Annotated in this window: 26 protein-coding genes and 2 tRNA genes; 18 read left to right on the top strand and 10 right to left on the bottom strand. The window is 70.2% G+C overall.

Annotation, left to right across the window (positions count from 1 at the left end):
* Positions 1-175: 175 nt before the first annotated feature.
* Complete coding sequence (locus ASG17_RS02275) at positions 176-1,033, top strand: lipid A-modifier LpxR family protein (RefSeq protein ID WP_056098545.1); 858 nt, start codon at positions 176-178, stop codon at positions 1,031-1,033.
* A gap of 6 nt (positions 1,034-1,039) precedes the next feature.
* On the opposite strand, the gene ASG17_RS02270 is transcribed toward ASG17_RS02275, so the two are convergent.
* The gene (locus tag ASG17_RS02270) at positions 1,040-2,770 is read right to left on the bottom strand and encodes a gamma-glutamyltransferase family protein (protein WP_056098543.1); all 1,731 of its coding nucleotides are present in this window, start codon (positions 2,768-2,770) and stop codon (positions 1,040-1,042) included.
* Between the two features lie 129 nt (positions 2,771-2,899).
* Between ASG17_RS02270 and ASG17_RS02265 the strand changes: the two genes are divergently transcribed.
* A tRNA-Arg gene (locus tag ASG17_RS02265) sits at positions 2,900-2,976 on the top strand.
* Between the two features lie 81 nt (positions 2,977-3,057).
* On the opposite strand, the gene ASG17_RS02260 is transcribed toward ASG17_RS02265, so the two are convergent.
* From ASG17_RS02260 to ASG17_RS02250, 3 genes are read right to left on the bottom strand one after another with little or no spacing between them, the layout of a single operon-like run.
* Positions 3,058-3,840: a sulfite exporter TauE/SafE family protein gene (locus tag ASG17_RS02260; RefSeq protein WP_056098541.1), complete on the bottom strand. Its 783-nt coding sequence runs from the start codon at positions 3,838-3,840 to the stop codon at positions 3,058-3,060.
* Positions 3,841-3,844: 4 nt separating this feature from the next.
* Positions 3,845-4,381 carry a rhodanese family protein gene (locus ASG17_RS02255; protein ID WP_056098540.1) on the bottom strand — a complete coding sequence of 179 codons (537 nt, stop codon included), beginning with the start codon at positions 4,379-4,381 and terminating at the stop codon, positions 3,845-3,847.
* 4 nt (positions 4,382-4,385) lie between these two features.
* Positions 4,386-4,718 (bottom strand): helix-turn-helix transcriptional regulator, encoded by a 333-nt coding sequence (locus tag ASG17_RS02250; RefSeq protein ID WP_056098538.1) that lies wholly within the window; start codon positions 4,716-4,718, stop codon positions 4,386-4,388.
* Between the two features lie 71 nt (positions 4,719-4,789).
* Between ASG17_RS02250 and ASG17_RS02245 the strand changes: the two genes are divergently transcribed.
* The 11 genes from ASG17_RS02245 (at position 4,790) to ASG17_RS02195 (ending at position 13,142) form a co-directional block, all read left to right on the top strand.
* Positions 4,790-5,656 carry an MBL fold metallo-hydrolase gene (locus ASG17_RS02245; protein WP_056098537.1) on the top strand — a complete coding sequence of 289 codons (867 nt, stop codon included), beginning with the start codon at positions 4,790-4,792 and terminating at the stop codon, positions 5,654-5,656.
* Between the two features lie 83 nt (positions 5,657-5,739).
* A tRNA-Met gene (locus tag ASG17_RS02240) sits at positions 5,740-5,816 on the top strand.
* Positions 5,817-5,906: 90 nt separating this feature from the next.
* Positions 5,907-6,464 (top strand): NifU family protein, encoded by a 558-nt coding sequence (locus ASG17_RS02235; protein ID WP_056098535.1) that lies wholly within the window; start codon positions 5,907-5,909, stop codon positions 6,462-6,464.
* A 60-nt stretch (positions 6,465-6,524) separates the two neighbouring features.
* On the top strand, positions 6,525-7,184 hold the full coding sequence (gene tsaB, locus ASG17_RS02230; protein ID WP_056098532.1) for a tRNA (adenosine(37)-N6)-threonylcarbamoyltransferase complex dimerization subunit type 1 TsaB: 660 nt from the start codon (positions 6,525-6,527) through the stop codon (positions 7,182-7,184).
* Entirely contained in the window at positions 7,181-7,630 is a 450-nt protein-coding gene (rimI, locus tag ASG17_RS02225; protein ID WP_056098529.1) for a ribosomal protein S18-alanine N-acetyltransferase, read from the top strand. Before tsaB ends, rimI begins: the two co-directional genes overlap by 4 nt.
* Before the next feature lie 3 nt (positions 7,631-7,633).
* On the top strand, positions 7,634-8,122 hold the full coding sequence (locus ASG17_RS02220) for a Fur family transcriptional regulator (protein ID WP_056098527.1): 489 nt from the start codon (positions 7,634-7,636) through the stop codon (positions 8,120-8,122).
* A gap of 41 nt (positions 8,123-8,163) precedes the next feature.
* Entirely contained in the window at positions 8,164-9,549 is a 1,386-nt protein-coding gene (gene miaB / locus ASG17_RS02215; protein WP_056098525.1) for a tRNA (N6-isopentenyl adenosine(37)-C2)-methylthiotransferase MiaB, read from the top strand.
* The gene (locus ASG17_RS02210) at positions 9,549-10,556 is read left to right on the top strand and encodes a PhoH family protein (protein WP_056098523.1); all 1,008 of its coding nucleotides are present in this window, start codon (positions 9,549-9,551) and stop codon (positions 10,554-10,556) included. Before miaB ends, ASG17_RS02210 begins: the two co-directional genes overlap by 1 nt.
* Entirely contained in the window at positions 10,553-11,005 is a 453-nt protein-coding gene (gene ybeY, locus ASG17_RS02205) for an rRNA maturation RNase YbeY (protein ID WP_056098521.1), read from the top strand. The genes ASG17_RS02210 and ybeY overlap by 4 nt, the downstream gene beginning before the upstream one ends.
* The gene (lnt, locus tag ASG17_RS02200; RefSeq protein WP_156367702.1) at positions 10,995-12,632 is read left to right on the top strand and encodes an apolipoprotein N-acyltransferase; all 1,638 of its coding nucleotides are present in this window, start codon (positions 10,995-10,997) and stop codon (positions 12,630-12,632) included. Before ybeY ends, lnt begins: the two co-directional genes overlap by 11 nt.
* A 129-nt stretch (positions 12,633-12,761) precedes the next feature.
* Positions 12,762-13,142, top strand: coding sequence for a helix-turn-helix domain-containing protein (locus tag ASG17_RS02195; protein ID WP_369796634.1), 381 nt, complete (start codon positions 12,762-12,764; stop codon positions 13,140-13,142).
* Between the two features lie 27 nt (positions 13,143-13,169).
* On the opposite strand, the gene ASG17_RS02190 is transcribed toward ASG17_RS02195, so the two are convergent.
* Complete coding sequence (locus ASG17_RS02190; protein WP_056098518.1) at positions 13,170-13,670, bottom strand: hypothetical protein; 501 nt, start codon at positions 13,668-13,670, stop codon at positions 13,170-13,172.
* 114 nt (positions 13,671-13,784) lie between these two features.
* Here ASG17_RS02190 and coaBC point away from each other — a divergent pair, with 114 nt between their 5' ends.
* From coaBC to ASG17_RS02175, 3 genes are all read left to right on the top strand, one after another.
* Positions 13,785-15,017, top strand: a complete 1,233-nt coding sequence (gene coaBC, locus ASG17_RS02185; protein WP_056098515.1) for a bifunctional phosphopantothenoylcysteine decarboxylase/phosphopantothenate--cysteine ligase CoaBC — start codon at positions 13,785-13,787, stop codon at positions 15,015-15,017.
* On the top strand, positions 15,014-15,463 hold the full coding sequence (gene dut / locus ASG17_RS02180; RefSeq protein WP_056098513.1) for a dUTP diphosphatase: 450 nt from the start codon (positions 15,014-15,016) through the stop codon (positions 15,461-15,463). Before coaBC ends, dut begins: the two co-directional genes overlap by 4 nt.
* Before the next feature lie 92 nt (positions 15,464-15,555).
* Entirely contained in the window at positions 15,556-15,927 is a 372-nt protein-coding gene (locus ASG17_RS02175) for a hypothetical protein (protein ID WP_056098511.1), read from the top strand.
* Between the two features lie 174 nt (positions 15,928-16,101).
* Here the strand turns inward: ASG17_RS02175 and dapB are convergent, their stop codons facing one another.
* The 3 genes from dapB to dnaK all read right to left on the bottom strand — a co-directional run bounded on the left by dapB (position 16,102) and on the right by dnaK (position 20,223).
* Entirely contained in the window at positions 16,102-16,851 is a 750-nt protein-coding gene (dapB, locus tag ASG17_RS02170; protein ID WP_056098510.1) for a 4-hydroxy-tetrahydrodipicolinate reductase, read from the bottom strand.
* A complete protein-coding gene (gene dnaJ, locus ASG17_RS02165; protein WP_056098508.1) occupies positions 16,848-18,041 on the bottom strand; it encodes a molecular chaperone DnaJ in 1,194 nt (397 codons plus the stop codon). Before dnaJ ends, dapB begins: the two co-directional genes overlap by 4 nt.
* Positions 18,042-18,321: 280 nt before the next feature.
* Positions 18,322-20,223, bottom strand: coding sequence for a molecular chaperone DnaK (gene dnaK, locus ASG17_RS02160; protein WP_056098506.1), 1,902 nt, complete (start codon positions 20,221-20,223; stop codon positions 18,322-18,324).
* 293 nt (positions 20,224-20,516) lie between these two features.
* On the opposite strand from dnaK, the gene ASG17_RS02155 reads away from it, so the two are divergent.
* Positions 20,517-20,888: a hypothetical protein gene (locus tag ASG17_RS02155; protein ID WP_056098504.1), complete on the top strand. Its 372-nt coding sequence runs from the start codon at positions 20,517-20,519 to the stop codon at positions 20,886-20,888.
* Positions 20,889-20,995: 107 nt separating this feature from the next.
* On the top strand, positions 20,996-21,856 hold the full coding sequence (locus tag ASG17_RS02150; protein WP_235560336.1) for a dienelactone hydrolase family protein: 861 nt from the start codon (positions 20,996-20,998) through the stop codon (positions 21,854-21,856).
* Between the two features lie 141 nt (positions 21,857-21,997).
* Here the strand turns inward: ASG17_RS02150 and grpE are convergent, their stop codons facing one another.
* Positions 21,998-22,615 carry a nucleotide exchange factor GrpE gene (gene grpE / locus ASG17_RS02145; protein ID WP_056098502.1) on the bottom strand — a complete coding sequence of 206 codons (618 nt, stop codon included), beginning with the start codon at positions 22,613-22,615 and terminating at the stop codon, positions 21,998-22,000.
* Complete coding sequence (gene hrcA / locus ASG17_RS02140; RefSeq protein WP_056098994.1) at positions 22,612-23,700, bottom strand: heat-inducible transcriptional repressor HrcA; 1,089 nt, start codon at positions 23,698-23,700, stop codon at positions 22,612-22,614. Before hrcA ends, grpE begins: the two co-directional genes overlap by 4 nt.
* Positions 23,701-23,734 lie beyond the last annotated feature (34 nt).

Raw genomic sequence — 23,734 nt, 5'->3', positions numbered from 1 at the left:
GCGCCCCTTTTTTCGTCTCCGCGCTCCGGCTCCTGAACGCAGATCAGTTAACAGCGGAACCTCCCCCGCCCCGCTTGCGTTCGCCCGGTGTCCGAAATCTGACTGAAAATGTCATTTGGCGACGAGCGGCTGTTGGTGCAGTCTGCGATTGTTAACGGACTGGGGAGGCCCGTTGATGCTTTGGAAGACATGTCTTGCTGGCCTGGGAGCTGCGACGATCGCGTCCGCCGCCTCCGCCCAGACATGGCTTGCCGGCACGTGGGACGCGCCTTCCGAAGATGACGCCGCCACCGTCCATCTGAACCGCCAGAGCGCCTTCAACGCCGAGGCCGGTCGCGACTTCGGCCCCGCCGTCGAATACGAAGACGCCTTCATCGACGCGGATGCGGACGCCGATCCGGCTTTCGCCGCCAACACCCGACAGGACGTCTGGGTCTCCAGCGAGGGCTATGCGGAGCGCTGGCGCCTGCGCACCACCGGCGAGCTGCGCCGCGCGGACGGCGCCCCCCTGCCGTTGACGCCGCTGCAGGCGGGCGACTACCGGCCCGACAACTACGACGTCTCCTATGTTCGCGGCTGGCAGGGTGCGCGGGGCTATACCGCCTCAGGCCTGGAAGTCAGCCTGACGCCGCATGCCGGCGTCGGCTACGGCACGCGCGGCCCCTCGGCCGAGGCGGGCGCCACCCTCCGCATCGGGTCCGGCGTCGAGCGGATCGCCCCCGACGGCCGTCAGGCGTTCGGCGACCGCCCGCGCTGGTACCTCTACGCCGCCGGATCCGGCCGGGCCGTCGGCTACAACTTCGCCCGCAACCGCGACGGCGCCTACGCCGGATCGGGATACAGCCACGACAGCGGCTCCTTCCTGGGCGACGCCTCCATCGGCGTGGCCTGGCGGCGCGGCGACGTCCAGAGCTCGTTCGGCCTGGTCTACCGGGAGATCGAGCCCGAGGGCCTGCGCCGCGGCCGCAACTTCGACCGCGACGTCGATGAGGGCCTGGTCGCCTTCCAACTGTCGATCAAGCCCGAGAGCTGACCGCCGCTACGGCGCCGCCTCGACGATGCCTTCACGACGCCCGTCCGCCCCGGCGTCCCACCGACCGTCCCGCCAGATCGCGCCGTGCAGGCCGGACCCCTCGGTCGCGCCGGGCCGCAGCGGCATCCCCGCCGCCGCCAGCGCCGCCTGGATCGCCGGACTGAACGCCGCCGTCTCGGATCCGATATTGTCGCCCCGCACCACCAGATTGGGCAGGTCGAACGCCGCCTGCATCGGCAGGCCCCAGTCCAGCACGGCGATCAGCCCCTTCAGATTGTAGGCCAGGATCGAAGAGCCGCCGGGCGAGCCCAGCACGCCCTCCAGCCGCCCCTGCTGGTCCAGGATGATCACGGGGCTCATGGTCGAGCGCGGCCGTTTGCCCGCCGCCACCGCATTGGCCGCCGGCAGTCCGGCCCCGTCGCGCGGCGTGAACGAGAAGTCGGTCAGCTGATTGTTCAAGAAGAAGCCCGCCGCCATCCGGCCCGATCCGAAGGCGCTCTCCACCGTCGTCGTCATGCTGACGGCGGTCCCCCAGCGATCCACCACCACGAAGTGCGAGGTGCCGCCCGGCTCGGGCGTCGCGTCGGGACCGGCGGGCCGGGCGCCGGGCGGAGAGCCCGCCTCGACCGGTCCGTTCACCTGGGGCGCCATCGCCGCGCGCTGGGCGACGTAGTCCGCGTCCAGCAGGCCGTCGACCGGCACGCCCACGAAGTCCGCGTCCCCGACATAGCGGTCGCGATCGGCGTACATCAGCCGCTGCAACCGCCCGAAGGCCACCCAGGCGGCGGGGCTCTGGGCGCCCAGGGTGATGTCCGGCGTATGCTCGGCCATGGCCAGCAGCTGCAGCAGACCCACTCCGCTGGACGGCGGCGGCGGCACGCAGATGATGTGGACCCGGTACGGCCGGCACAGCGGATCGCGGCGAATGGGCCGGTAGCCCGCGATGTCCGCCGCCGTCAGCCCGCCCGGTCGTGGGCCCGCCGCCACCGCCTGGGCGATCTCCTGCGCGATCGCGCCGCGATAGAAGGCGTCCGGCCCCTTCTGAGCCAACGATCGCAGCGTCCGGCCATAGGCGGCGTTGACCAGCCGGTCGCCGGCCTGAAGCCGCGTGCCGTCCGGTTTGGTGAAATAGGCGTTCGCCCAGCGCGTGCGGCCCTGCAGCGTGCGCGGATCGTTGATCATCCCGGCCAGCCGCGGCGAGACGACGAAGCCGTCCTCGGCCAGGCGGACGCCGTCGTCGAACAGCGCCGACCACGCCAGCCGCCCATGATCCTTCTGCGCCATGGCCAGCATGGCCACCGCCCCCGGCGCCCCGGTCGACCGGCCCGACAGCACCGCATCCGAGAAGCTCAGCGGCCGTCCGTCTTCGTAGAACAGCTCCGGCGTCGCCGACGACGGCGCCGTCTCGCGCCCGTCGTAGCTGCTGACCCGCCCGGTTCTCGCGTCATAGACCATCATGAAGGCGCCGCCGCCCAGGCCCGACGATTGCGGCTCCACCAGCCCCAGCACAGCCTGGATCGCCACCGCCGCATCGACGGCCGAACCGCCCCGCTCCAGCACCCTCAGACCCGCCTCGGCCGCGAGGGGGTTGGCCGCGGACACCAGCGGGCCGTGCGCCGCCTCAGGCGCTGCCGCAGCCGTCTGGGATCGAGCCAAGGCCCCCGGCGCGGCGCAACCGACCAGGGCCAGAGCGGCGACAAGCGCGCTCGCGCGACGAAGAACAGGCGCAAGGATCATGGCCCCTGCGGTACCCGCCTCGCCCGCCGTCGCCAAGCCCGGATCGCCCCGCCGGCCCACAGCGCGAAATCCCGCTTGCGTCCGCCGCCCCCGCTCGCTAGATACGCGCCCCTGCCGTCAAGGCACAGCGCGCCCGTAGCTCAGCTGGATAGAGCATCAGACTACGAATCTGAGGGTCGGACGTTCGAATCGTTCCGGGCGCGCCACTTCTCCTCTGAGATGAACTTATCCGCCTCGCCGACGCGCTGCTTGGTGTTCACAGCCATGTGGGCGCGGTGCGGGGGCGGCTATGCGCCTGTGCCGGCGCGAAGGGCCACATAGGCGGCGACGATCAGGATCAGGCCACCGAACAGCGTCCGGCCGAGCGCGGCGTGAGAGCCCAGGCGGCGCGCCAGCGGCAGGCCGGCCAGCGTGCCGATGACGCCGCCGATCGTCATGGCGCAGACCAGAGCGGGGTCGACCCACCCGGCCAGCGCATAGTTCCCCGCCGTCGTCGCCCCGAACGCGGCCACGCTGAGCAGCGACGTGGCCTGGGCGGTCGCCAGGCTCATGCCCGTGGACGCCATCAGCCCCGGCACGATCAGGAAGCCGCCGCCGATGCCGAAGAAGCCGGCGGCCGATCCGACGCCCACTCCGGCCAGGCCGACCCGCGGCGACATCGCCCAGTTCAGTCGGGGCTCCGACCGGGCGACCGTCGCCTTGGGCCGCAGCATCGATACCCCGACGGCGCCCATCGCCACCGCGAAGATCAGCAACAGCTGATGGCCGTCGATGGTCTTGGCCAGGGACGATCCGGCCCAGGCGCCGGCGGCCCCGGTCAAGGCGAACAGGGTCGCGCACGGCCAGCGGACGCGCCCGGCGCGGGCATGACCGGCCAGGGCCGTCAGGGCGTTCAGCGCCACGCCCGCCGCCGCCACGCCGATGGCGACATGGGGATCGGCGACCCCGACGACGTACATCAGCAACGGAACCGCCAGCACCGACCCTCCGCCGCCGAACAGGGTCAGCAGCAGGGCCACGACACCGCCGCTCAGCGCGGCCAGCAGCAGGGGGATCGCCTCGGTCGTCATGGCGTCACGCGGCCCCGTACGCCTTGCGGTTCCAGGGCATGACGGCCAGCACGCGCGCCATGCCGCAAAAGCCCGTCGCCCCAGCCACGAACAGCCCGGCCCCGACGAAGGCCGACAGCCCCCAGAACGCCGGATGCACCAGCAGCCCCAGCGCCGCGCCGATCAGGATCAGGCCGCCCGCCGTCATCTGGACCTGGCGCATCAGCTCGATCGGCTGGGACCGGTCCGCCTGAACCGGCAGGCCGTGCGCCTTCCAGGCGTCCAGTCCGCCCTCCAGCACGAAGGCCTGACCGGGCACGCAGCTCGCCAGCTTGACGCCATTGGTCGCGGTCCGATTGCCGGTCCGGCAGGTGTAGATGATGTCGCGCCCGGCGTGACGTTCCAGGCTGGGGGCGTCGATCCGCGACAGGGGCGCGTGCACGGCGCCCGAGACGTACTCGCGGGCGAACTCGTCCGGTTCGCGGATATCCACCAGGACGGCGCGCCGTGCCTTCAGGCGCTCGGCGACGTCGGCGGGCTTCAGGGGGGTGAGGCTTGTCATGGAATCAGTCCTTCCGGGGAGAAAGCGGGGGGCAGAAAATCTCGGCCAGCACGGCGATGACCTTGAGCACCGAGGGGTCGGCGATGCGGTAGAAGATGGTCGTGCCGTCGCGGCGCGTGTCGACCAGCCCCTCCTCGCGCAGCCGCGCCAGATGCTGCGACAGCGCCGACTGCGACAGGCCGACCGCTGGCAACAGCTGGCCCACCGACAGCTCGCGGTCGCCCAACTGGCACAGCACCATCAGGCGCTTCTCATTCGACAGCGCGCGCAAGAGTCCCGCCGCCTGGCCGGCGCTGGCCTGAAACAGTTCGAGGGGCAGGTCGTGGGGTGCGGTCATGGACGCCAATATATGCGTGGTTGCTAAATAAGCAATACCTAATATATTGGGCATCGAAAGGAGCCCTTCCCATGGCTGCACACCCTGACGTCCGAGGGTTCTTCGACCCGGCCACCCACACCATCACCTATCTGGTCAGCGACCCGCAGACCGGCCAGGCGGCGATCATCGACCCCGTGCTGGACTACGACGCCGCCTCGGCCCGGACCTCGACCGGCTCGATCGACGCCGTCATGGCCGCGCTGCGCGAGGCCGGGCTGACCCTGGCGATGGTGCTGGAGACCCACGCCCACGCCGATCACCTGACCGCCGCCGACCATCTGCGGCGCAGCGAGGGCGTGCCCATCGGCATCGGCGAGCGCATCACTGCAGTGCAGTCGGCCTTCGGCCCGCTGTTCGACGCCCGCGACGTGACCCACGACGGCGCCGTGTTCGACCGGCTGCACGCCGACGGCGACACCTTCCCGCTGGGTGGGCTGGAGGTTCAGGTCATCCACACGCCGGGCCACACGCCGGCCTGCGTCAGCTACCGCATCGGCGACGCCCTGTTCACCGGCGACACCCTGTTCATGCCGGACTACGGCACGGCGCGCGCCGATTTCCCGGGCGGCGACGCGCGCACCCTCTATCAGTCGATCCAGCGGCTGCTGGCCCTGCCGGACGAGACCCGCATGTTCGTGGGCCACGACTATCTGCCCGCCGGCCGCACCGACGTCCGGTTCCAGACCACGGTGGGCGATCAGCGCGCGCATAACATCCACATCGGCGGCGGGGTGACCGAGGACGCCTTCGTCGCGATGCGCCAGGCGCGCGATGCGACCCTGAAGGCCCCGCAGCTGATCCTGCCGTCGCTGCAGATCAACATACGCGCCGGGGCGATGCCGCCGCCCGAGCCGGACGGCCGACGCTTCCTCAAGACGCCGCTGAATGTGATCTAGACCGCGTCCCGCCCGACATCAGCGTTTGACACGGCGGCCTCGCGCCATTAGTCACCGCCCCTTCCCGGTCCGCCGGGGCATGACGCGGGATGGAGCAGCCCGGTAGCTCGTCAGGCTCATAACCTGAAGGTCGTAGGTTCAAATCCTACTCCCGCACCCAAGAAAACAGGCCCCTCGGCGCAAGCCGGGGGGCTTTTTCGTTTCCGGCGCCGCCCTTGATTGCGCGCCTGCGCGGGCGCATCTGCGGGCCATGTTCATCCAGACCGAACCCACGCCCAATCCGCGCGTGCTGAAGTTCCTGCCGGGCCGAGAGGTCGCGCCGCTGGGCGCGCGGGATTTCCGCACCATCGACGAGGCCGCCGCCGCCTCGCCCCTGGCCGAAGCCCTGTTCAGCCTGGAAGACGTCGAGGGCGTCTTCTTCGGCGAGGACTATGTGGCGGTCACGCGCGGCGATCACGGCGACTGGAGCGAGATGAAGCCCGCCGTCCTGACCACAATGATGGATCACTTCATCAGCGGCGCCCCGGTCCTGCTGGCCGCCAGCGGCGACGCGGGGCCCCAGGTCGAGGACGACGAAGTGGTGGCCGAGATCAAGGCGCTGCTCGACAGCCGCATCCGCCCGGCGGTCGCCCAGGACGGCGGCGACATCCTGTTCGACGCCTTCGACCGCGAGACCGGCGTCCTGTCGCTGAAGATGCGCGGCGCCTGCGCCGGATGCCCGTCGTCGTCCGCGACGCTGAAGGCCGGCGTCGAGCAGATGATGAAACATTACGTCCCCGAAGTGACGCGGGTCGAACAGGCGGCCTGATTTGGCGCGCTATGCTCGCGACTCGGTCGCTCGCGGCTTGAGCGCGAGACCGGAGGCTCGATGAAAATCCTGGTCATCGACACGGCGCTGGGCGCCTGCACCGCCGGGGTGTTCGAGAGCGACCGCGCCCTGGCCGTCCGGTCGCCGTCCATGGACAAGGGCCATCAGGAGGCGCTCGCCCCGCTGGTCGCCGAGGCGATGGCCGAGGCGGGCCTGACCTTCGACCAGCTGGACCGCATCGGCGTCACCGTCGGCCCTGGATCCTTCACCGGCCTGCGCGTCGGCCTCGCCTTCGCCCAAGGGCTGGGCCGGGCGCTGGACAGGCCGGTCGTCGGCGTCTCGACCCTGGACGCCCTGGCCGCCTCGGTGGAAGGCTCCGCCATCGCCGCCCTGATCGATGCGCGGCGGGACCGGGTGTATGGCCGCCTCTACCGCGACGGCCTGGCGCTCGGTCCCGAGGCCGCCCTGACGCGCGAGGAGGCGCTGGCGCGGATCGAGGCCCTGGGCACCGGCGTCCTGCTGGTCGGCTCCGGCGCACGCCTGTTCGCCGAGGCCTTCGACTCGATCGACGCCCGCAGCGCGCCGGCGCCGGGCGCCGTCGCCCGCCTGGCCCAGGCCGCCGATCCCGCCGCAGCGCCGCCCCGGCCTCAGTATCTGCGCGAGGCCGACGCCACCCCGCCCAGCCGCAAGCCCGGCGCGCCGCGCCTTGTCGCCTCGTGAGCGGATCGCCGGAGGCGCTGGCCGCCCTGCACGCCACGGCCTTCGACGCGCCGTGGGACGCAGCCGCCTTCGCCGCCCTGCTGGATCAGCCGGGCGTTCAGGCTCTGGTGCGCGACGACGGCTTCATCCTGATCCGCGTGGTCGCCGACGAGGCCGAGATCCTGACCCTGGCCGTCCGGCCGCAGGCGCGCCGCCACGGCCTCGGCCTGTCCCTGGTGGAGCAGGCGGCGCAGACGGCGGCCGAACACGGGGCGGCCAGGCTGTTCCTGGAGGTAGCCGAGGACAACGCCGCCGCGCGATCCCTGTACGCCCGCGCCGGCTTCGAAACCGCCGGCCGACGCCCCCGCTACTACGCCCGGGCAAACGGTCCGGCCGTGGACGCCCTGCTTCTCAGTCTCAACTTGTCGCGCCCGCTTCCCAGCGGGGCCGGTCGCGCTTATCCTTAAGCCATGGACCGGATCGAGAAGCTTTGCGCCGACCGCGGCATGCGGATGACCGAGCAGCGCCGTGTCATCGCGCGCGTCCTGTCGAACGCCGCCGACCACCCGGATGTCGAGGAGCTGTATCGCCGCGCCTCGGCCATCGATCCCCACATCTCGATCGCCACCGTCTACCGCACCGTGCGCCTGTTCGAGGAAGCCGGCGTGGTCGAGAAGCACGACTTCGGCGATGGCCGCAGCCGCTATGAAGAGGCCGGCGACGACCACCACGACCACCTGATCGACACCCGTACCGGCGAAGTGATCGAGTTCTTCGACGCAGAGATCGAGAAGCTGAAGTCCGAGATCGCCAAGCGCCTGGGCTTCGACCTGGTCGGTCACAAGCTGGAACTGTACGGCACGCCGATCGACGGCGCCGAACCCAGCGCCCGCGAGGGGCTGGAGTTCAAGCGCCACGCCGCCCGCGTCGATCCCGCCAGCGTGGATCCCGCGTCCTGACGTCTTCTGGCGACACGGTCCCGGCCGCGCTAAAAGCTCCCATGACCGACCACCCGACCCCCGCCGAGGTCGCGGGCCCCAAGCGCCTGTTCATCAAGACCTACGGCTGCCAGATGAACGTCTATGACTCGGAGCGCATGGCCGACGTGCTGCGCCCGCTGGGCTATGCGCCGACCGACACGGCGGACGACGCCGACTTCGTCATCCTGAACACCTGCCACATCCGCGAGAAGGCGGCCGAGAAGGTCTATTCGGAGCTCGGCAAGATACGCGAGCTGCGAGAGCTGAGGATCGCGCGCGGCGGCGACCGAATGACCATCGCCGTCGCCGGCTGCGTCGCCCAGGCGGAGGGCGAGGAGATCATGCTGCGCCAGCCGGCGGTCGACCTGGTCGTGGGACCGCAAGCCTATCACCAGCTGCCCGAGCTTCTGGCCCGCACCGCCCGTGCGCGCGGCGAGCGGATCGGCGCCGACTTCGCGCCCAACGCCAAGTTCGACGCCATGCCGACTGGGCGCGGCGGCTCCGGCGTCACCGCCTTCCTGACCGTGCAGGAGGGTTGCGACAAGTTCTGCACCTTCTGCGTGGTGCCCTATACGCGCGGCGCCGAATGGTCGCGGCCGGTCGCGGCCGTGCTGGAGGAGGCGCGGTCGCTGGCGGATCGCGGGGTGCGCGAGATCACCCTGCTGGGTCAGAACGTCAACGCCTATGACGGCGAGGGCGCGGACGGAAAGCGGTCCACCCTGGCCCGGCTGGCCTACGCCCTGGGCGAGATCCCCGGCATCGACCGCATCCGCTACACGACCAGCCACCCCAACGACATGGGCGACGACCTGATCGCGGCGCACGGCGATCTGGACGCCCTGATGCCCTATCTGCACCTGCCGGTTCAGGCGGGTTCCGACCGCATCCTGCGGCTGATGAACCGCAAGCACGGCCGCGCGAAATACTTCGAGGTCATCGACCGCCTGCGCGCCGCCCGGCCCGACCTGGCCCTGGCCGGCGACCTGATCGTCGGCTTCCCCGGCGAGACGGACAAGGATTTCGAGGACACGATGGATCTGGTGCGGCGCGTGAATTACGCCGCCTGCTTCTCCTTCATGTACTCGCCCCGCCCCGGCACCCCGGCCGCGACCATGGCTGGCCAGGTCCCGTCCGAGGTCATGAAGGCGCGCATCCAGACGCTGCAGGCCCTGCTGACCGAACAGCACATCGCCTTCAATGAAACTCAGGCTGGGCGCGTCCTGCCCGTGCTGTTCGAGAAGCCCGGCCGGTTCGCGGGCCAGGCCGTCGGCCGCTCGCCCTATCTGCAGTCGGTGCACGTCGAGGGCGCCGCCCACCTGATCGGTCAGATCGTGCCGGTTCATATCGTCAGCGGTCAGCAGAAGAGCCTGACCGGGCGCCTGCTGTCGGAAAGGGTCGCCGCCTGATGGCACGAGGCCAGGAATTCATCGCCCTGTCGGACGCCGCCCTGCGCGCCGTGACGGGTCCGCGCAGTCGCCACCAGGCCCTGATCGAAGACGCCTTCAAGGTCTTGATCGAGACGCCCGGCGGCGGCGTGCTGCTGGACGGCGCCCAGCCCGACCGGGCCCAGGCGCGGCGCGTCATCGAGGCCCTGGCCGATCGCGCCGAGGGCGAACGCGAGCTGAACGAGGCCGACGTGCGCGCCGTCATGGGCGCCGTCGTCGCCGCCCCGCGCTCCAGCCCCAAGCCGTCGTCCGAAGGCCGCACGGTGCCCGACGGCGTCGCCCTGCCGGTCGGTCGTCGCGGCGCCATCGCGCCCAAGACGGCGGCCCAGGCCCAGTATCTGGACGCCCTCGGCCGTTGCGAGCTGACCTTCGGCGTCGGTCCGGCCGGGACCGGCAAGACCTTTTTGGCCACGGCCTACGGCGCCTCGCTGTTGCGGCGGGGCGAGGTCGGGCGGCTGGTTATCACCCGCCCGGCCGTCGAGGCGGGCGAGAAGCTGGGCTTCCTGCCCGGCGACATGAACGAGAAGGTCGATCCGTATCTGGCGCCAATCTGGGAGGCGCTGAACGACATCCTGGGCGCCGACGACGTGCGCCGGCGGCGCGAGCGCGGCGAGATCGAGGCCGCCCCCATCGCCTTCATGCGGGGCCGCACCCTGAACCACGCCTTCGTCATCGTCGACGAGGCCCAGAACACCAGCCGCCTGCAGATGAAGATGGTCCTGACGCGCCTGGGCGAAGGCGCGCGCATGGTCGTCACCGGCGACCCCAGCCAGGTCGATCTGCTGAACCCCCGCGACAGCGGCCTGGCCCATGCGGTCAGGATCCTGGAAGGCGTCAAGGGCGTCGCCGTGCAACGCTTCGAGGCCGCCGACGTGGTCCGCCACGCCATGGTCGAACGCATCGTCCGAGCCTACGACGCCGACGCCGAGCGCGGCAGGCCCAAGGCAGATCTGGAAGACCCGTCGTGACCATCGAGATCGAGGTCGAGGACGCCGCCTGGACCACCGCCCTGCCGGACGCCGAGGCTGTCGCCCGCCGCGCCGCCGAAGCCGCACTGGAAGGCGTCCAGGGCGATGTCGTCATCATGTTGGCCGACGACGCAACCGTCCGCGACCTGAACGCCCGATTCCGCGACAAGGACAGCGCCACCAACGTCCTGTCCTTCCCGGCGTCCGAGAGCGCCCAACCGCACCTGGGCGACATCGCCCTGGCCTACGGCGTGTGCGCGGCGGAGGCGCAGGCGCAGGGAAAGTCGCTGGCCGCCCATCTGACACACCTGACCGTCCACGGCGTCCTGCACCTGCTGGGCCGCGATCACGCGGACGACGCCGAGGCCGAAGAGATGGAGGCCGAGGAGCGCGCCATCCTGTCCGCCCTGGACGTCGCCGATCCCTATGCGGACCGCCATGTCGATTGAGCGCCTCTCCTACGGCCTGATCGGGCGCCTGCCTGAACGCCGGTGCGCCCTGGCCCTGCGGCTGGTGCGCGCCGTACTGGCCCTCATCGCCGGCGCGGCCGCCGCCCTGGTGCATCCCCCGTTCGGCTTCCTGCCGGGCCTTCTGGGCTATCCGCTGCTGCTGATCCTCAGCGACCGCTCCAGCCGTGTGCGAGGCGCCGCGTGGATGGGCTGGCTGGCCGGCTTCGCCTATTTCTTCGTCAGCTGCTGGTGGGTGGCCGAGGCGTTCATGGTCGATCCCGACCAGGCATGGATGGCGCCCTTCGCGGCCAGCCTGCTGCCGATGGGTTTGGGCCTGTTCTGGGCCGGCGCCTGCGCCCTCTATCGTCGGTTCAAGTCCGATACTCTCAGCCGCGTGCTGCTGTTCGCCGGCCTGTTCGCCCTGTTCGAATGGCTGCGCGGCCACGTCCTGACCGGCTTCCCCTGGAACCCCGCCGGCGCCGGCTGGCGCGCGGGCGGGGCGGCGTCGCAGTTCGCGTCGGTGGTCGGCGTCTACGGACTGGGGCTAATCACCGTCGCCGGCGCCGCGGCGCTGGCCGCGCCCCTGCTGGACGGCCGGCGCAAGACGCGGGTCGGCGTCGCCTTGACCGGACTGGCCGTCCTCGTCTGCCTGCCGATCTACGGCTGGGGACGGCTATCGAACGCCCAGGTTCGTGACACCGACACCTGGGTCCGCGTCGTCCAGCCCGACGTCGAACAGGCCAGCAAATGGTCGCCCGAGGCCTATCGGTCCATCGTCGAGCGCTATGTGAACCTGACCGGGCGGCCGGGCGGGCGTGAGCCGGATGTCATCATCTGGCCCGAAGGCGCCCTGCCCACCACCGCCAACGCCGCCTTCGCGGACGGCGCATGGGAGGGCCAGGCCATCGCCCGCGCGCTGAAGCCCGGCCAGACCCTCATCCTCGGCCTCGGCCGCGCTCAGGCCGACCCGAAGGCGACCGACGGCGCCCGGTATTTCAACAGCCTGTTCGCCCTGCATGACCAGGGCGACGCCGGCCTTCGCGTCGCGGCCGTCTATGACAAGTACCGGCTGGTGCCGTTCGGCGAGTACCTGCCGCTGGGCGGGATGATGACCGCTCTGGGCATTCGCAGTCTGGTGCACATGGAAGGCGACTTCTCGCCCGGTCCCCGCCCCGCCCCGATCGCCCTGCCCAACGCCCCGCCGGTTCAGCCGCTGATCTGCTACGAGAGCCTGTTTCCGGGCTTCACGCCCGGCGGAGCGGCCCGGCCGCGCTGGATCGTCAACATTTCCAACGACGCCTGGTTCGGCGGCGGTTCCGGACCGCTTCAGCATCTGAACCTGGCCAGCTATCGCGCGATCGAAACGGGGTTGCCCATCATCCGGTCGACGCCGACGGGCGTATCTGCCTTCATCGATCCGTGGGGGCGTGTCATCGCCGATCACCGGCTCGATCCGGGCGAGAGCGGCGTCATCGGCGGATGGCTTCCTCAACCCACAGGGGAAACCGTCTATGGCCGCATCGGCGACCTCATCTTCTGGCTCGGTCTCGTTGTAATGCTAGGGCTTGGATTACCTGTGGGAATGTTGCTGCGGCGCAATCGTGCGGCCCCAGTTACGGAAGAATAAGAAGAAATCAGTCGACGTGTGTCGGAAAACGGCGCATTTCCCGGCTTGGCTGTTAACACTGTTTCGAAGTGGGTTACGCGAATGGCGAGAGGCAGTGTTGAGGATGGACCCCACCCGGTTGACCGGCACGTGGGGCGCAGGGTCTGCGAGAAGCGCATCGCCATGGGCTTCAACCAGAGCGACCTGGGTCGCGCCCTCGGCCTGACCTTCCAGCAGATCCAGAAGTACGAGAAGGGGACCAACCGCGTCTCCGCCTCCAAGCTCTGGCAGATGGCCCGCTTCTTCAAGGTGGACGTCAGCTACTTCTTCGAGGGCCTGGCCCCGGTCAGTCAGCCCGGCATGGCCGAGAACGACGCTCCGGTCTTCACGCACGACTTCCCGGCCACGCGCTACACCATCGAACTGTCGCGCCTGGCCCCCGCCCTGCCGGCCCGCAAGCAGAAGCTCCTGCTTGAGATGGCCCGCGAGATGGGCGGCGGCGAACCCGCCGAAGAAGCCGACGCAGCCTGATCGCCGCGCCGGCCTGACGTTCGATCGCTACCCCTCCGACGAGCGCCGCCGCTGACCGAAGGTCGGCGCCGCCGCCTTCTGTTCGGCCCAATAGGCGGCCGCGTCGTCCGGCTTGAACATGGTGCGCGGCGTGCCGTCGCTCGCGACCACCGCAAAGGTATTGGTCGACGCCTGGTACAGCAGCACGTCGCCGTTCGCCCGCTCGACCCGTTCGGTCCCCGCCGGCGGATTGCGGATAAAGGCTTCGATCTTGGCCAGATAGTCGTCGGCGTCGCGCGCGCCGAACGCCGTGCCGTTGCGCGCATAGAGCCGTTCGATCTTGGCGTTGGCGGTCTCGCGCCGGTTGGCGGTGACCGGCGGCTTCTCCGCGCCTTCGGCCGACGTGGGGGCCAGGCTCGGCGCCGCGTCCCCCTGCGCATCCGGCGCCGTTTCGCCTGCCCGATCCCGCGTCTCGACCGCCGACGGCCCGTTGTCGCACCCGGCCAGCATCAGCACCGCCGCCACGCCCGCCACCACAAAATACCGCATGGGTTGAACCTCCCTGAGAATACCCGCGAGCCCAGCTTAAGCATGAGACCTGTGTTCTTGCAATGTTCTGTTGCCCGCCTCGACGCCGTCGCACGGGGCGGCTAGAGCGGAGGCATGGAAGCGACGCGCCTGTCCGGACGAAAGATCCTGCTGATCGTGGGCGGGGGCATCGCCGCCTATAAGTCGCTGGAGCTGGTCCGCCTGATCCGCAAGGCGGGGGCCCAGGTCCAGGCCGTCCTGACCGCCTCGGGCGCCCAGTTCGTGACGCCGATGTCTCTGGCCGCGCTGACCGGCCATCCGGTTCGCCAGGACCTGTTCCTGCCCGACGACGAGACCGCCATGGGCCATATCGAACTGTCGCGCTGGGCCGACCTGATCGTCGTGGCGCCGGCGACCGCGGGCCTGATCGGCAAGGCGGCCAACGGCTTGGCCGACGACCTGGCCTCCACCCTTCTGATCGCCACCGACAAGCAGGCCCTGTGGGCGCCGGCGATGAACGTGCGGATGTGGCTGCACCCGGCGGTCCAGGCCAATGTGGACAGGCTGAAGCGCTTCGAGGGCTTCCATCAGGCGGCCCTGATCGGCCCTGACGACGGCGAGATGGCCTGCGGCGAGTTCGGCCCCGGCCGCATGGCCGAGCCGGCCGCGATCCTGGCGGCCATCGACGGCCTTCTGGCCGGCGCGGGCGGCCGGTCCCTGGCGGGCCGCAAGGCCGTGGTCACAGCCGGCCCCACCTTCGAACCCATCGACCCCGTGCGCGGCCTGACCAACCGGTCCAGCGGCAAGCAGGGCTACGCCATCGCCGCCGCCCTGGCCCGGCTGGGCGCCGAGGTGACGCTGGTGTCCGGCCCCGTGGCGCTGGGGGCGCCGACTGGCGTCGCCCGCGTCTGGGTCGAGACGGCGACCGAGATGCAGGCGGCCGTCCACGCCGCCCTGCCCGCCGATATCGCGGTGATGAGCGCTGCCGTGGCCGACTGGCGGGTCGACGGCGTCGCATCAGGCAAGATCAAGAAGGCGCCGGGCGGGCCGCCGACCCTGTCGCTGATCGAGAACCCCGACATCCTGGCCGGCGTCGCCCGCGCCGGGCCGCAACGCCCCGCGCTGGTGGTCGGCTTCGCGGCCGAGACCGCCGACCTGGCGGCCAACGCCCGCGCCAAGCTGTCGAGAAAGGGCTGCGACTGGATCGTCGGCAACGATGTCTCGGACGACGTCTTCGGCAACGACGCCAACGCCGTCACCCTGTTCCTGAAGAACGGCGCCGAAGAGACCTGGCCGCGCCAGTCCAAGACCGCCGTCGCCCGCGCCCTGGCCGACCGCATCGCCGCCCATTTCAGCGAGCCGCAATGACCCAAGTGCACCTGACCCGCCTGCCTCACGCCGAGGGCCTTCCCACGCCGGCTTATGAGACCGAGGGCGCGGCCGGCATGGACCTGCGCGCCGCCGTGCCGCAGGACCAGCCGCTGACCCTGGCGCCGGGCCAGCGCGCGCTGGTGCCCACGGGCCTCAAGATCGCTCTGCAGCCCGGCTATGAGGCGCAGGTGCGCCCCCGATCGGGCCTGGCGCTCAAGCATGGCGTCACCTGCCTGAACAGCCCCGGCACGGTCGACAGCGACTATCGCGGCGAAGTCGGCGTCATCCTGATCAACCACGGCGCCGAGCCCTTCGTGATCCAGCGCGGCGAGCGCATCGCCCAGATGGTCATCGCCCGCCACGAGCGCGCCCAGTGGGTCGAGGTCGAGACCCTGGGCGACACCGCGCGCGGCGCCGGCGGTTTCGGATCGACCGGCCGCTAGGGCTTTCGGACCGAACCAATTGTCGAATACCGGCGTTAACCGTGCTGTCGCGGGCCGGGCGCCCGCCTTTTCTTGATCGAAGGAGGCGTCGCGTGAACGATCTGCTGCAACAAATCTACGGCCTGTTCCAAAGCATCGTCGGGCTGGCCGACACGGGCTTCGACGGCGTCAACCAGGTCGTCGGCCTGGTCATCGCGGCGCTCGCGGCGCTGATGATGACGTCCTGGCGCGGCCTGTGGGCGACGGCTCTGGGCGCGGTCGTGGTGCACATCCTGATTGGCATGGTGAAGCCGATGCTGGACGGCGGTGCGCTGCTGCTGCCGGACATCCTGACCGCCGGCTTCTGGATCGCGGGCTTCGCCCTGTTCCTGGGCTACGCCATCGTCATCGCCATATTCTTCTTCATCAAGTCGCTGCTGACCGGCTCGCTGTTCCGCCGCCACGGCCACAGCCACGCGCACTGATGATTGGCCGCGGTCAGAAGGCTCCGCCTTCTCGACCCGACGCGGCCTGGAGCGTAAGCGGAGCCCCGTTGCCAGTCGCAGCGGGGCTTCTGCTTCTCTGATCTTCGCGCTCAAGCAGCGACCGACCGCGTCGCGAGCGTAGCGCGGCGGCCGTCAGGCCGCTGTTCCGGCAGGCTACGCCTGACGGAACCCTAGAACATCCTGCATGTCGTAGAGGCCGGGGCGGCGTTGGCGGACCCAGGCGGCGGCGGCGACCGCGCCCTTGGCGAACAGGCTGCGGTCCAGCGCGGTGTGGCTGAGGCGCAGGATCTCGTCCTCGGCGGCGAAGGTGACCGTGTGCTCGCCAATCACCCCGCCCGCCCGCGACACGGCGAAGCCGATCTTGCCGGGTTCCCGCTCGCCGGTGATCCCGTCGTAGGGCGGCGACTGCAGGTCCGCCAGATCGGCGCCGCGTCCGTTGGCGGCGGCCTCGCCCAGCATCAGGGCGGTGCCCGACGGGGCGTCGATCTTGCGGCGGTGATGGGTCTCCAGCACCTCGATGTCCCAGTCGCGCGCGTCCAGCCGCAGCGCCGCGTGCTCGACCAGGCCGATCAGGATGTTGACGCCCAGTGAGAAGTTGCCGCTTCGGACCACGGCCACCCGCTCCGCGGCGACGGCCAGCGCCGCCTCCTGCTCGGGGGTGAAGCCGGTGGAGCCGATGACCAGGGCCGGTCCGCCCGTCTCCGCGCAGGCCTGGGCCAGGGCCAGCGAAGCCTCGGCCGTGGTGAAGTCGATCACCACGTCGCACATGCTCAGGTTCGGCTGATCGCCCCAGTCGAAGCGGGCCGCGACCACCACGTCCTCTCGCGCGTCCAGCACCTGGGACACGGCCCGGCCCATCCGGCCCCGCGCGCCGGAGATGCCGACGTGAAACAGGGCGCTCAAGCCGCGGTTTCTTTCGCGTCGTCCTGGCCCAGGATATCGGCCCAGAAGCGTTTGGCCTTGCCGGCGAACGAGGCGTTCTTGGGCGTTTGGGTGTCGCCCAGCGAGGCGGCCAGTTCCTCCAGCAACTCACGCTGGCGCGCCGTCAGGTCGGTCGGCGTCTCGACGAACAGTTCGACCACCAGATCGCCGCGCTGGCGGCCGTTCAGGTGCGGCATGCCCTTGCCCCGGATGCGGACGGTCTTGCCCGTCTGCGACCCCGCCGGCACGGTCACCGCCGCCTTGCAGCGTCCGTCGCAGGCCTCTGACGTCAGGCAGGGCGCGTCGATCTCGCCGCCCAGGGCCGCCGTCGGCATCGACACCGGCACGGTGACCAGCAGGTCCAGATTGTCCCGCTCGAACAGCTCGTGCGGCGTCACCGAGATGAAGACGTACAGGTCCCCGCGCGGGCCGCCGCGCGTCCCGGCGTCGCCCTCGCCCGACAGGCGGATGCGCGATCCGTCGTCCACGCCGGCCGGCACCTTCAGGCTCAGCGTGCGGGTCTTACGGACCTGGCCGTGGCCGTGGCAGGTGGCGCAGGGCTCGGCGATCATCTGGCCATTGCCGCCGCAGCGGGGGCAGGTCCGCTCGACCTGGAAGAAGCCGTTGGCCTGGCGGATGCGCCCGGCGCCCTGGCAGGTGCTGCAGGTGGTCGGCTTGGTGCCCGGCTTGGCGCCCGAGCCTTCGCAGGTGTCGCACGTCGCGGTCGACGGCACGCCGATCTCGACCTCCGCGCCCTTATAGGCCTGCTCCAGACTGATCTCGAGGTCGTATCGCAGGTCCGACCCGCGTCGCGCGCCGCCCTGGCCGCGTCCGCCCTGGCGACCGCCGAAGACGTCCCCGAAGGCGTCGCCGAAGACCTGGGAGAAGATGTCGTTGACGTCCGCGAAGCCCTGGCCGCCCTGGCCGAAGGGATTGCCGCCCCCGCCGCCGTTCACGCCCGCATGGCCGAACCGGTCATAGGCCGCCCGCTTCTGGTCGTCGGAGAGGACGGAATAGGCCTCTGAGATTTCCTTGAACTTGGCGACCGATTCCTCCGAGCCGCCGTTGCGGTCGGGGTGATGCACCATCGCCAGCTTGCGATAGGCCGCCTTCAGGCCCGGCGCGTCGATGGTGCGCTCGACCTCCAGGATTTCGTAATAATCACGCGCCATGCGGCGTTCGTCCTCTTAACCCCTGCCGCTCGCCCGCGCCTTAGCGGCGTCTGGGTTCACGGCCGACCGGGCTGACATGGGCGCCCGATCCGATGATGCAAGTTTCATGAAAAAGCCCCGCCCGTCGGCAGACAAGCGGGGCTTTGATCTTTTTTCCTTCCCATCGTCGATCGGGAGGGGGACCGCTTGCGGTGGAGGGGCTAACCCACGCGCGGCGCTTGAGGCGCCCCTCCACCCCTTCGGGGTCCCCCTCCCCACTTTGTGGGGAGGAAAAACCGACTTAGGCGCTCTTCTTCTCGTCCTGGTCGGTGACGTCTTCGAACTCGGCATCCACGACGCCGTCGTCGGCCGGCTGTTCAGCCGCGCCGTCCGAACCTTGCTGCGAGGCGTACATGGCCTCGCCCAGCTTCATCGAGGCCTGCACCAGGGTGTTGGTCTTCTCACGGATGGCTTCCGGATCCGTGCCGTCCTTGGCCGACTTCAGGTCGTCCAGGGCGGTCTGGATGGCGGCCTTCTCGGGCTCGCCGACCTTGTCGCCATGCTCGGCCAGGGCCTTTTCGGTCGAGTGGATCAGGCTGTCGGCCGCGTTCTGGGCCTCGACCATATCCTTGCGGGCCTTGTCGGCCGAGGCGTTGGCTTCGGCTTCCTTGACCATCTTGTCGATATCGGCGTCCGACAGGCCGCCGTTGGCCTGGATGCGGATCGACTGTTCCTTGTTGGTCGCCTTGTCCTTGGCCGAGACGTTGACGATGCCGTTGGCGTCGATGTCGAAGGCGACCTCGATCTGCGGCATGCCGCGCGGGGCCGGCGGAATGCCCATCAGGTCGAACTGACCCAGCACCTTGTTGTCGGCGGCCATCGGGCGCTCGCCCTGGAAGACCCGGATGGTCACGGCCGACTGGTTGTCGTCGGCGGTGGAGAACACCTGGCTCTTCTTGGTCGGGATGGTGGTGTTGCGTTCGATCAGCGGGGTGAACACGCCGCCCAGGGTCTCGATGCCCAGCGTCAGCGGGGTCACGTCCAGCAGCAGCACGTCCTTGACGTCGCCTTGCAGCACGCCGGCCTGAACGGCGGCGCCCAGGGCCACGACCTCGTCAGGGTTCACGCCCTTGTGCGGCTCCTTGCCGAAGAAGGCCTTCACGGCCTCTACGACCTTGGGCATGCGGGTCATGCCGCCGACCAGCACCACTTCGTCGATGTCCGAGGCCTTCAGGCCCGCGTCCTTCAGCGCCTTGGCGCACGGCTCGATGGTGCGCTGGACCAGATCCTCGACCAGCGATTCCAGCTTGGCGCGCGTCAGCTTGATGTTCAGGTGCAGCGGGCCGGTCGCGTTCATGGTGATGAACGGCAGATTGACCTCGTACTGGGTGGTGGAGCTGAGCTCCTTCTTGGCCTTTTCGGCCTCTTCGCGCAGGCGCTGCAGGGCCAGCTTGTCCTGGCGCAGGTCGACGCCCTGCTCCTTCTTGAACTCGTCGGCCAGATAGTCGGCCAGGCGCACGTCGAAGTCCTCGCCGCCCAGGAAGGTGTCGCCGTTGGTCGACTTCACCTCGAACACGCCGTCGCCGATCTCCAGGATCGAGACGTCGAAGGTGCCGCCGCCCAGATCGTAGACCGCGATCTTCTGGCCTTCGTTCTTTTCAAGCCCGTACGCCAGCGCGGCGGCCGTCGGCTCGTTGATGATGCGCAGCACTTCCAGGCCGGCGATCTTGCCGGCGTCCTTGGTCGCCTGACGCTGGCTGTCGTTGAAGTAGGCGGGAACCGTGATGACCGCCTGGGTCACCGTCTCGCCCAGATAGGCCTCGGCGGCTTCCTTCATCTTGGTCAGAGTGAAGGCGCTGATCTGCTGGGGCGAATAGTCCTTGCCGTGGGCCTTCACCCAGGCGTCGCCGGTGGGGCCCTTGACGATCTCGTAGGGCACCATGCCCTTGTCCTTCGCCACGACGGGGTCGGAGAAGTTGCGGCCGATCAGGCGCTTGATGGCGAAGAAGGTGTTCGACGGGTTGGTGACCGCCTGGCGCTTGGCCGGCTGGCCGACCAGCACTTCGCCGGAATCCTGGATGGCGACGACCGACGGCGTCGTGCGGTTGCCTTCCGCGTTCTCGATGACCTTGGGGTTCTTGCCGTCCATGACGGCGACGCACGAGTTGGTCGTGCCGAGGTCGATGCCGATGATCTTGGCCATAAGCCTGTCTACGCTCCTTTTTGGCGGGCGGTGCGGCGGCCTTCGTCGAAGCGCCGCGCCTGACCGCCCCCGGGTTGGTCAAACGATCGGATTGGCCCTGCCGAATGCAGGGTTTCTCCGCGTGGCGACGGATATGGGGAGGCGGCGCCGGGCCGCAAGGGCTTGCGAAACGCCGTCTCCGACCCCTGTTCGGAAAGGCATATTTCAGATGCGAACGTCCGCGATCTGAGCCATAACGTCGTAATCCGGCCGTTGGGGGCTTCGGGGACCGGGGGCCAAGAGAGGGAAAACCCATGACCATCAAGACGCTTGTTCGCGCGGCCGTGCTCGGCTGCGCCCTGTCCGCCGGCCTGACCGGCATCGCTTCGGCCGCCGAACCGGCCGCCGTCCAGTCGCGCGACGGCTATAACCGTCAGGTCCGCATCCATAACGACACCGGCTGGACCATGCTGCGCTTCTACGCCTCGGACTCGCGCGCCTCCGACTGGGAAGAGGACATCCTAGGCCGCAGCACCCTGGCGTCGGGCCAGAGCGTGAACATCAACATCGACGACGGCTCGGGCGCCTGCGTCTACGACTTCAAGGCCGAGTTCACCAACGGCCAGGAGCTGACCCGCATGCGCATCAACGTGTGCCAGATCGCCGACTACTACTACACCCGCTAAGGGCCGCTCGAGCCCAGCGACGAAAGGCCCCTGGCGCCCGCCGGGGGCCTTTCTTGTTTCCGACGCGCGCCCGGCTCATGGTGCGGCCTCTCTTGCAGGAGCGCCCCATGAGCCTGACCCCCGACATGACCCGCAGAGCCGCCACGGCCGGGCTTCTGTTCACCGGCTATGCGGGGGCGGCGCTGGCCCGGGAGGCGCATCCCATCGTCACGCCCGGCGACGGCCTGGTCACCGAAACGGTGATGCTCAGCCCCGCCGACGGCTTCGACCTGCCGGCCTATGTGGCGCGGCCCGCCGGCGACGGCCCCTTCCCGGTCGTGATCGTCGCGTCCGAGATCTTCGGGGTCCACGCCTACATCATGGACGTCTGCCGCCGCCTGGCGAAGCAGGGCTACGCCGCCGTCGCGCCCGCCTTCTTCAACCGGGTCGAGGATCCCGCCCGGGTCCAGGACATGTCGCGCATCATGCAGATCGTCGGCGCCGCCGGCTATGAACAGGTCATGGGCGACGTGTCCGCCGCGCTCGACTGGTCCAGCCAGCAGCTGTGGGCGCGCGACGACCGCATGGGGATCACCGGCTGGTGCTGGGGCGGCAAGGTGGTCTGGCAGGCCTGCGCCCGTTTCGCCGCGCTCAAGGCCGGCGTCGCCTGGTACGGCCGCCTGGCCCCGGCGGCCGACGCCAGCGAAGCCCAGATCGCAGCGGGCCAGCCCTGGCCCGTCAACCTGGCCGAAGACCTGAAGGCGCCCGTGCTGGGCCTCTACGGCGGGGCGGACACCGGCATTCCGCTGACCAGCGTCGAAACCATGCGCCAGGCCCTCCAGCGCGCCGGCCAGACCGAAAGCCGGATTCAGGTCTACGATGGCGCGCCTCACGGCTTCCACGCGGATTACCGCGACAGCTACACCCCGGCGGCGGCCACGGACGCCTGGGGCAAGGCCGTGGCGTTCTTCGACGGGAAGCTGAAGTAGCGCGCCTTCGCTCTCCGCCTCATGGGCGGAGACAGCGAGCGAAGCGAGCAGAGGCGGGCAAGTGGCGGACTCGACCTTTCGGGCCCGCCTCTGGCCGCTGACGCGGCCTGTCTCCGCCCAGCGGGCGGAGAGCTTTAGACCCTACGCCTGCCCGTCGAAATTCCCGCCGTCGCCGGCCGGTTGAGCCGCATAGGCGGCGGTCCCCGCCGCCGCGCCGGAGCCCTTGGCCGCCACCACCACCATCGCCGGGCGCAGCACCCGGCCGAACAGCGCATAGCCCGCCTGCAGCGTCTGGATCACCTGCCCGCCCTGAACGGTGTCGGAGGGTTGCTCCATCATCGCCTGATGCAGGTTCGGGTCGAAGGCCTCGCCCGCCTGCGGGTCGACGCGTTTGACGTTGTTGCTCTCCAGCGCCTGGGTGAAGCTCTTCTGGATCAGCTCCAGACCCGACACCAGGCTGGCGGACGGCCCCTCGGCCTCCTTGGGCGCGGCCTGCAACGCCCGCTCCAGGCTGTCGGCCACGCCCAGCAGGTCCCGGGCGAAGCGCTGGATGGCGTAGGCGCGGGCGTCGTTCTGCTGGGTTTCCGAGCGACGCTTGACGTTCTCGGTCTCGGCCACGGCGCGCAGCGCGCGGTCCTTCCACTCGTCCCGCTCGGCGATGACGGCGTCCAGCGGGGCCAGGTCGTTCTCGGGCTCGGCGTTGAAATCGGGCTCGCCGTCCAGCTCCAGCTCGGCGTCGGTCTGATCTTGATGGGTCACGTGTCTCTTCCGTCCAGCATTCGGCCCAGCACCCGGGCGGTATAGTCCACCAACGGGATGACGCGGGCGTAGTTCAGTCTCGCAGGTCCGATGACGCCGATGGCGCCCAGAACCCGTTGTCGGCCGCTCATATAGGGCGCCGCGATCACGGCGGAACCCGAAAGCGAAAACAGGCGCGTTTCCGCCCCGATGAAGATGCGCACGCCCTGCGCCGCCGACACCCCGTCCAGCAGGCCGATCAGCTGCTGCTTCTGCTCCAGATCGTCGAACAGGGTGCGCACGCGCTCCAGGTCCTCCAGCGCCCCGGCGTCCTGCAGCAGATTGGCCCGGCCGCGCACGATCAGGCTGCGTTCGCGCTCGGCGCCGCCCGACCAGGCGGCCACCCCGTCCTCGACCAGGCGCGCGGCGGCGGTGTCCAGCTCGCGCCGGGCGGCCTCCAGCTCCTGCCCCATTTCCTGGCGCGCTTCGACCAGCGGCCGCCCCTTCAGCCGCGCGTTCAGGAAGTTGGACGCCTCCTGCAGCGTCGAGGGCGTGACCCCGGCGGCCAGCGGCATCAGCCGGTTCTCGACCGTCCCGTCGTCGCCCACCAGCACCGCCAGCGCCTGATCGTGACCCAGGGCCACGAACTCCACGTGCTTGACCCCCGCCTCGCGCACCGGCGAGGCGACGATGCCCGCCCCGCCCGCCAGCCCGCTCAGCAGATTGGTCGCCTCGTCCAGCGCGTCCTCGAAACTGCGTCCCCGACCCGCCAGACGGCCGTCGATCTCGCGCCGCTCGTCCGCGCCGATGTCTCCGACCTCCAGCAGGCCGTCGACGAACAGGCGCAGACCCGCATGGGTCGGCACCCGCCCGGCCGAGGTGTGCGGCGACGCCAGCAGCCCCGCCATCGTCAGGTCCTGCATGGTGTTTCGGATCGACGCCGGCGACAGGGCGATCCCCGCCCGCGACAGCGTCCGCGACCCCACCGGCTCGCCCGACTGCAGATAGCTTTCGACGATGCGGCGGAAGATGTCGCGCGCGCGCTCGTCCAGCACGGTCAGGCCGGCGGGCTGGTCGCCGAACGGCGGGGGATGGGGGGCATACAGGCTCACGCTTTCAGGATAAGCACCCGCGCACCCG

This window comes from Brevundimonas sp. Leaf363 (assembly GCF_001424025.1).
In the GTDB taxonomy this organism is placed as follows: Bacteria; Pseudomonadota; Alphaproteobacteria; order Caulobacterales; family Caulobacteraceae; genus Brevundimonas.
The sequence above is the reverse complement of the archived record's forward strand: the minus strand, read 5'-3'. Positions and strand labels throughout refer to the sequence as shown.

Bases quoted from the DNA above. Each gene is read 5' to 3' on its own strand.
- ASG17_RS02260 (WP_056098541.1), bottom strand. From the start codon at position 3,840: ATGACGACCGAGGCGATCCCCCTGCTGCTGGCCGCGCTGAGCGGCGGT.
- lnt (WP_156367702.1), top strand. From the start codon at position 10,995: ATGTCGATTGAGCGCCTCTCCTACGGCCTGATCGGGCGCCTGCCTGAA.
- miaB (WP_056098525.1), top strand. From the start codon at position 8,164: ATGACCGACCACCCGACCCCCGCCGAGGTCGCGGGCCCCAAGCGCCTG.
- ASG17_RS02250 (WP_056098538.1), bottom strand. From the start codon at position 4,718: ATGACCGCACCCCACGACCTGCCCCTCGAACTGTTTCAGGCCAGCGCC.
- dut (WP_056098513.1), top strand. From the start codon at position 15,014: ATGACCCAAGTGCACCTGACCCGCCTGCCTCACGCCGAGGGCCTTCCC.
- dnaK (WP_056098506.1), bottom strand. From the start codon at position 20,223: ATGGCCAAGATCATCGGCATCGACCTCGGCACGACCAACTCGTGCGTC.
- coaBC (WP_056098515.1), top strand. From the start codon at position 13,785: ATGGAAGCGACGCGCCTGTCCGGACGAAAGATCCTGCTGATCGTGGGC.
- ASG17_RS02210 (WP_056098523.1), top strand. From the start codon at position 9,549: ATGGCACGAGGCCAGGAATTCATCGCCCTGTCGGACGCCGCCCTGCGC.
- ASG17_RS02150 (WP_235560336.1), top strand. From the start codon at position 20,996: ATGAGCCTGACCCCCGACATGACCCGCAGAGCCGCCACGGCCGGGCTT.
- tsaB (WP_056098532.1), top strand. From the start codon at position 6,525: ATGAAAATCCTGGTCATCGACACGGCGCTGGGCGCCTGCACCGCCGGG.
- ASG17_RS02235 (WP_056098535.1), top strand. From the start codon at position 5,907: ATGTTCATCCAGACCGAACCCACGCCCAATCCGCGCGTGCTGAAGTTC.
- dnaJ (WP_056098508.1), bottom strand. From the start codon at position 18,041: ATGGCGCGTGATTATTACGAAATCCTGGAGGTCGAGCGCACCATCGAC.
- ASG17_RS02270 (WP_056098543.1), bottom strand. From the start codon at position 2,770: ATGATCCTTGCGCCTGTTCTTCGTCGCGCGAGCGCGCTTGTCGCCGCT.
- ASG17_RS02245 (WP_056098537.1), top strand. From the start codon at position 4,790: ATGGCTGCACACCCTGACGTCCGAGGGTTCTTCGACCCGGCCACCCAC.
- ASG17_RS02275 (WP_056098545.1), top strand. From the start codon at position 176: ATGCTTTGGAAGACATGTCTTGCTGGCCTGGGAGCTGCGACGATCGCG.
- ASG17_RS02255 (WP_056098540.1), bottom strand. From the start codon at position 4,381: ATGACAAGCCTCACCCCCCTGAAGCCCGCCGACGTCGCCGAGCGCCTG.
- ASG17_RS02190 (WP_056098518.1), bottom strand. From the start codon at position 13,670: ATGCGGTATTTTGTGGTGGCGGGCGTGGCGGCGGTGCTGATGCTGGCC.
- ASG17_RS02155 (WP_056098504.1), top strand. From the start codon at position 20,517: ATGACCATCAAGACGCTTGTTCGCGCGGCCGTGCTCGGCTGCGCCCTG.
- ASG17_RS02220 (WP_056098527.1), top strand. From the start codon at position 7,634: ATGGACCGGATCGAGAAGCTTTGCGCCGACCGCGGCATGCGGATGACC.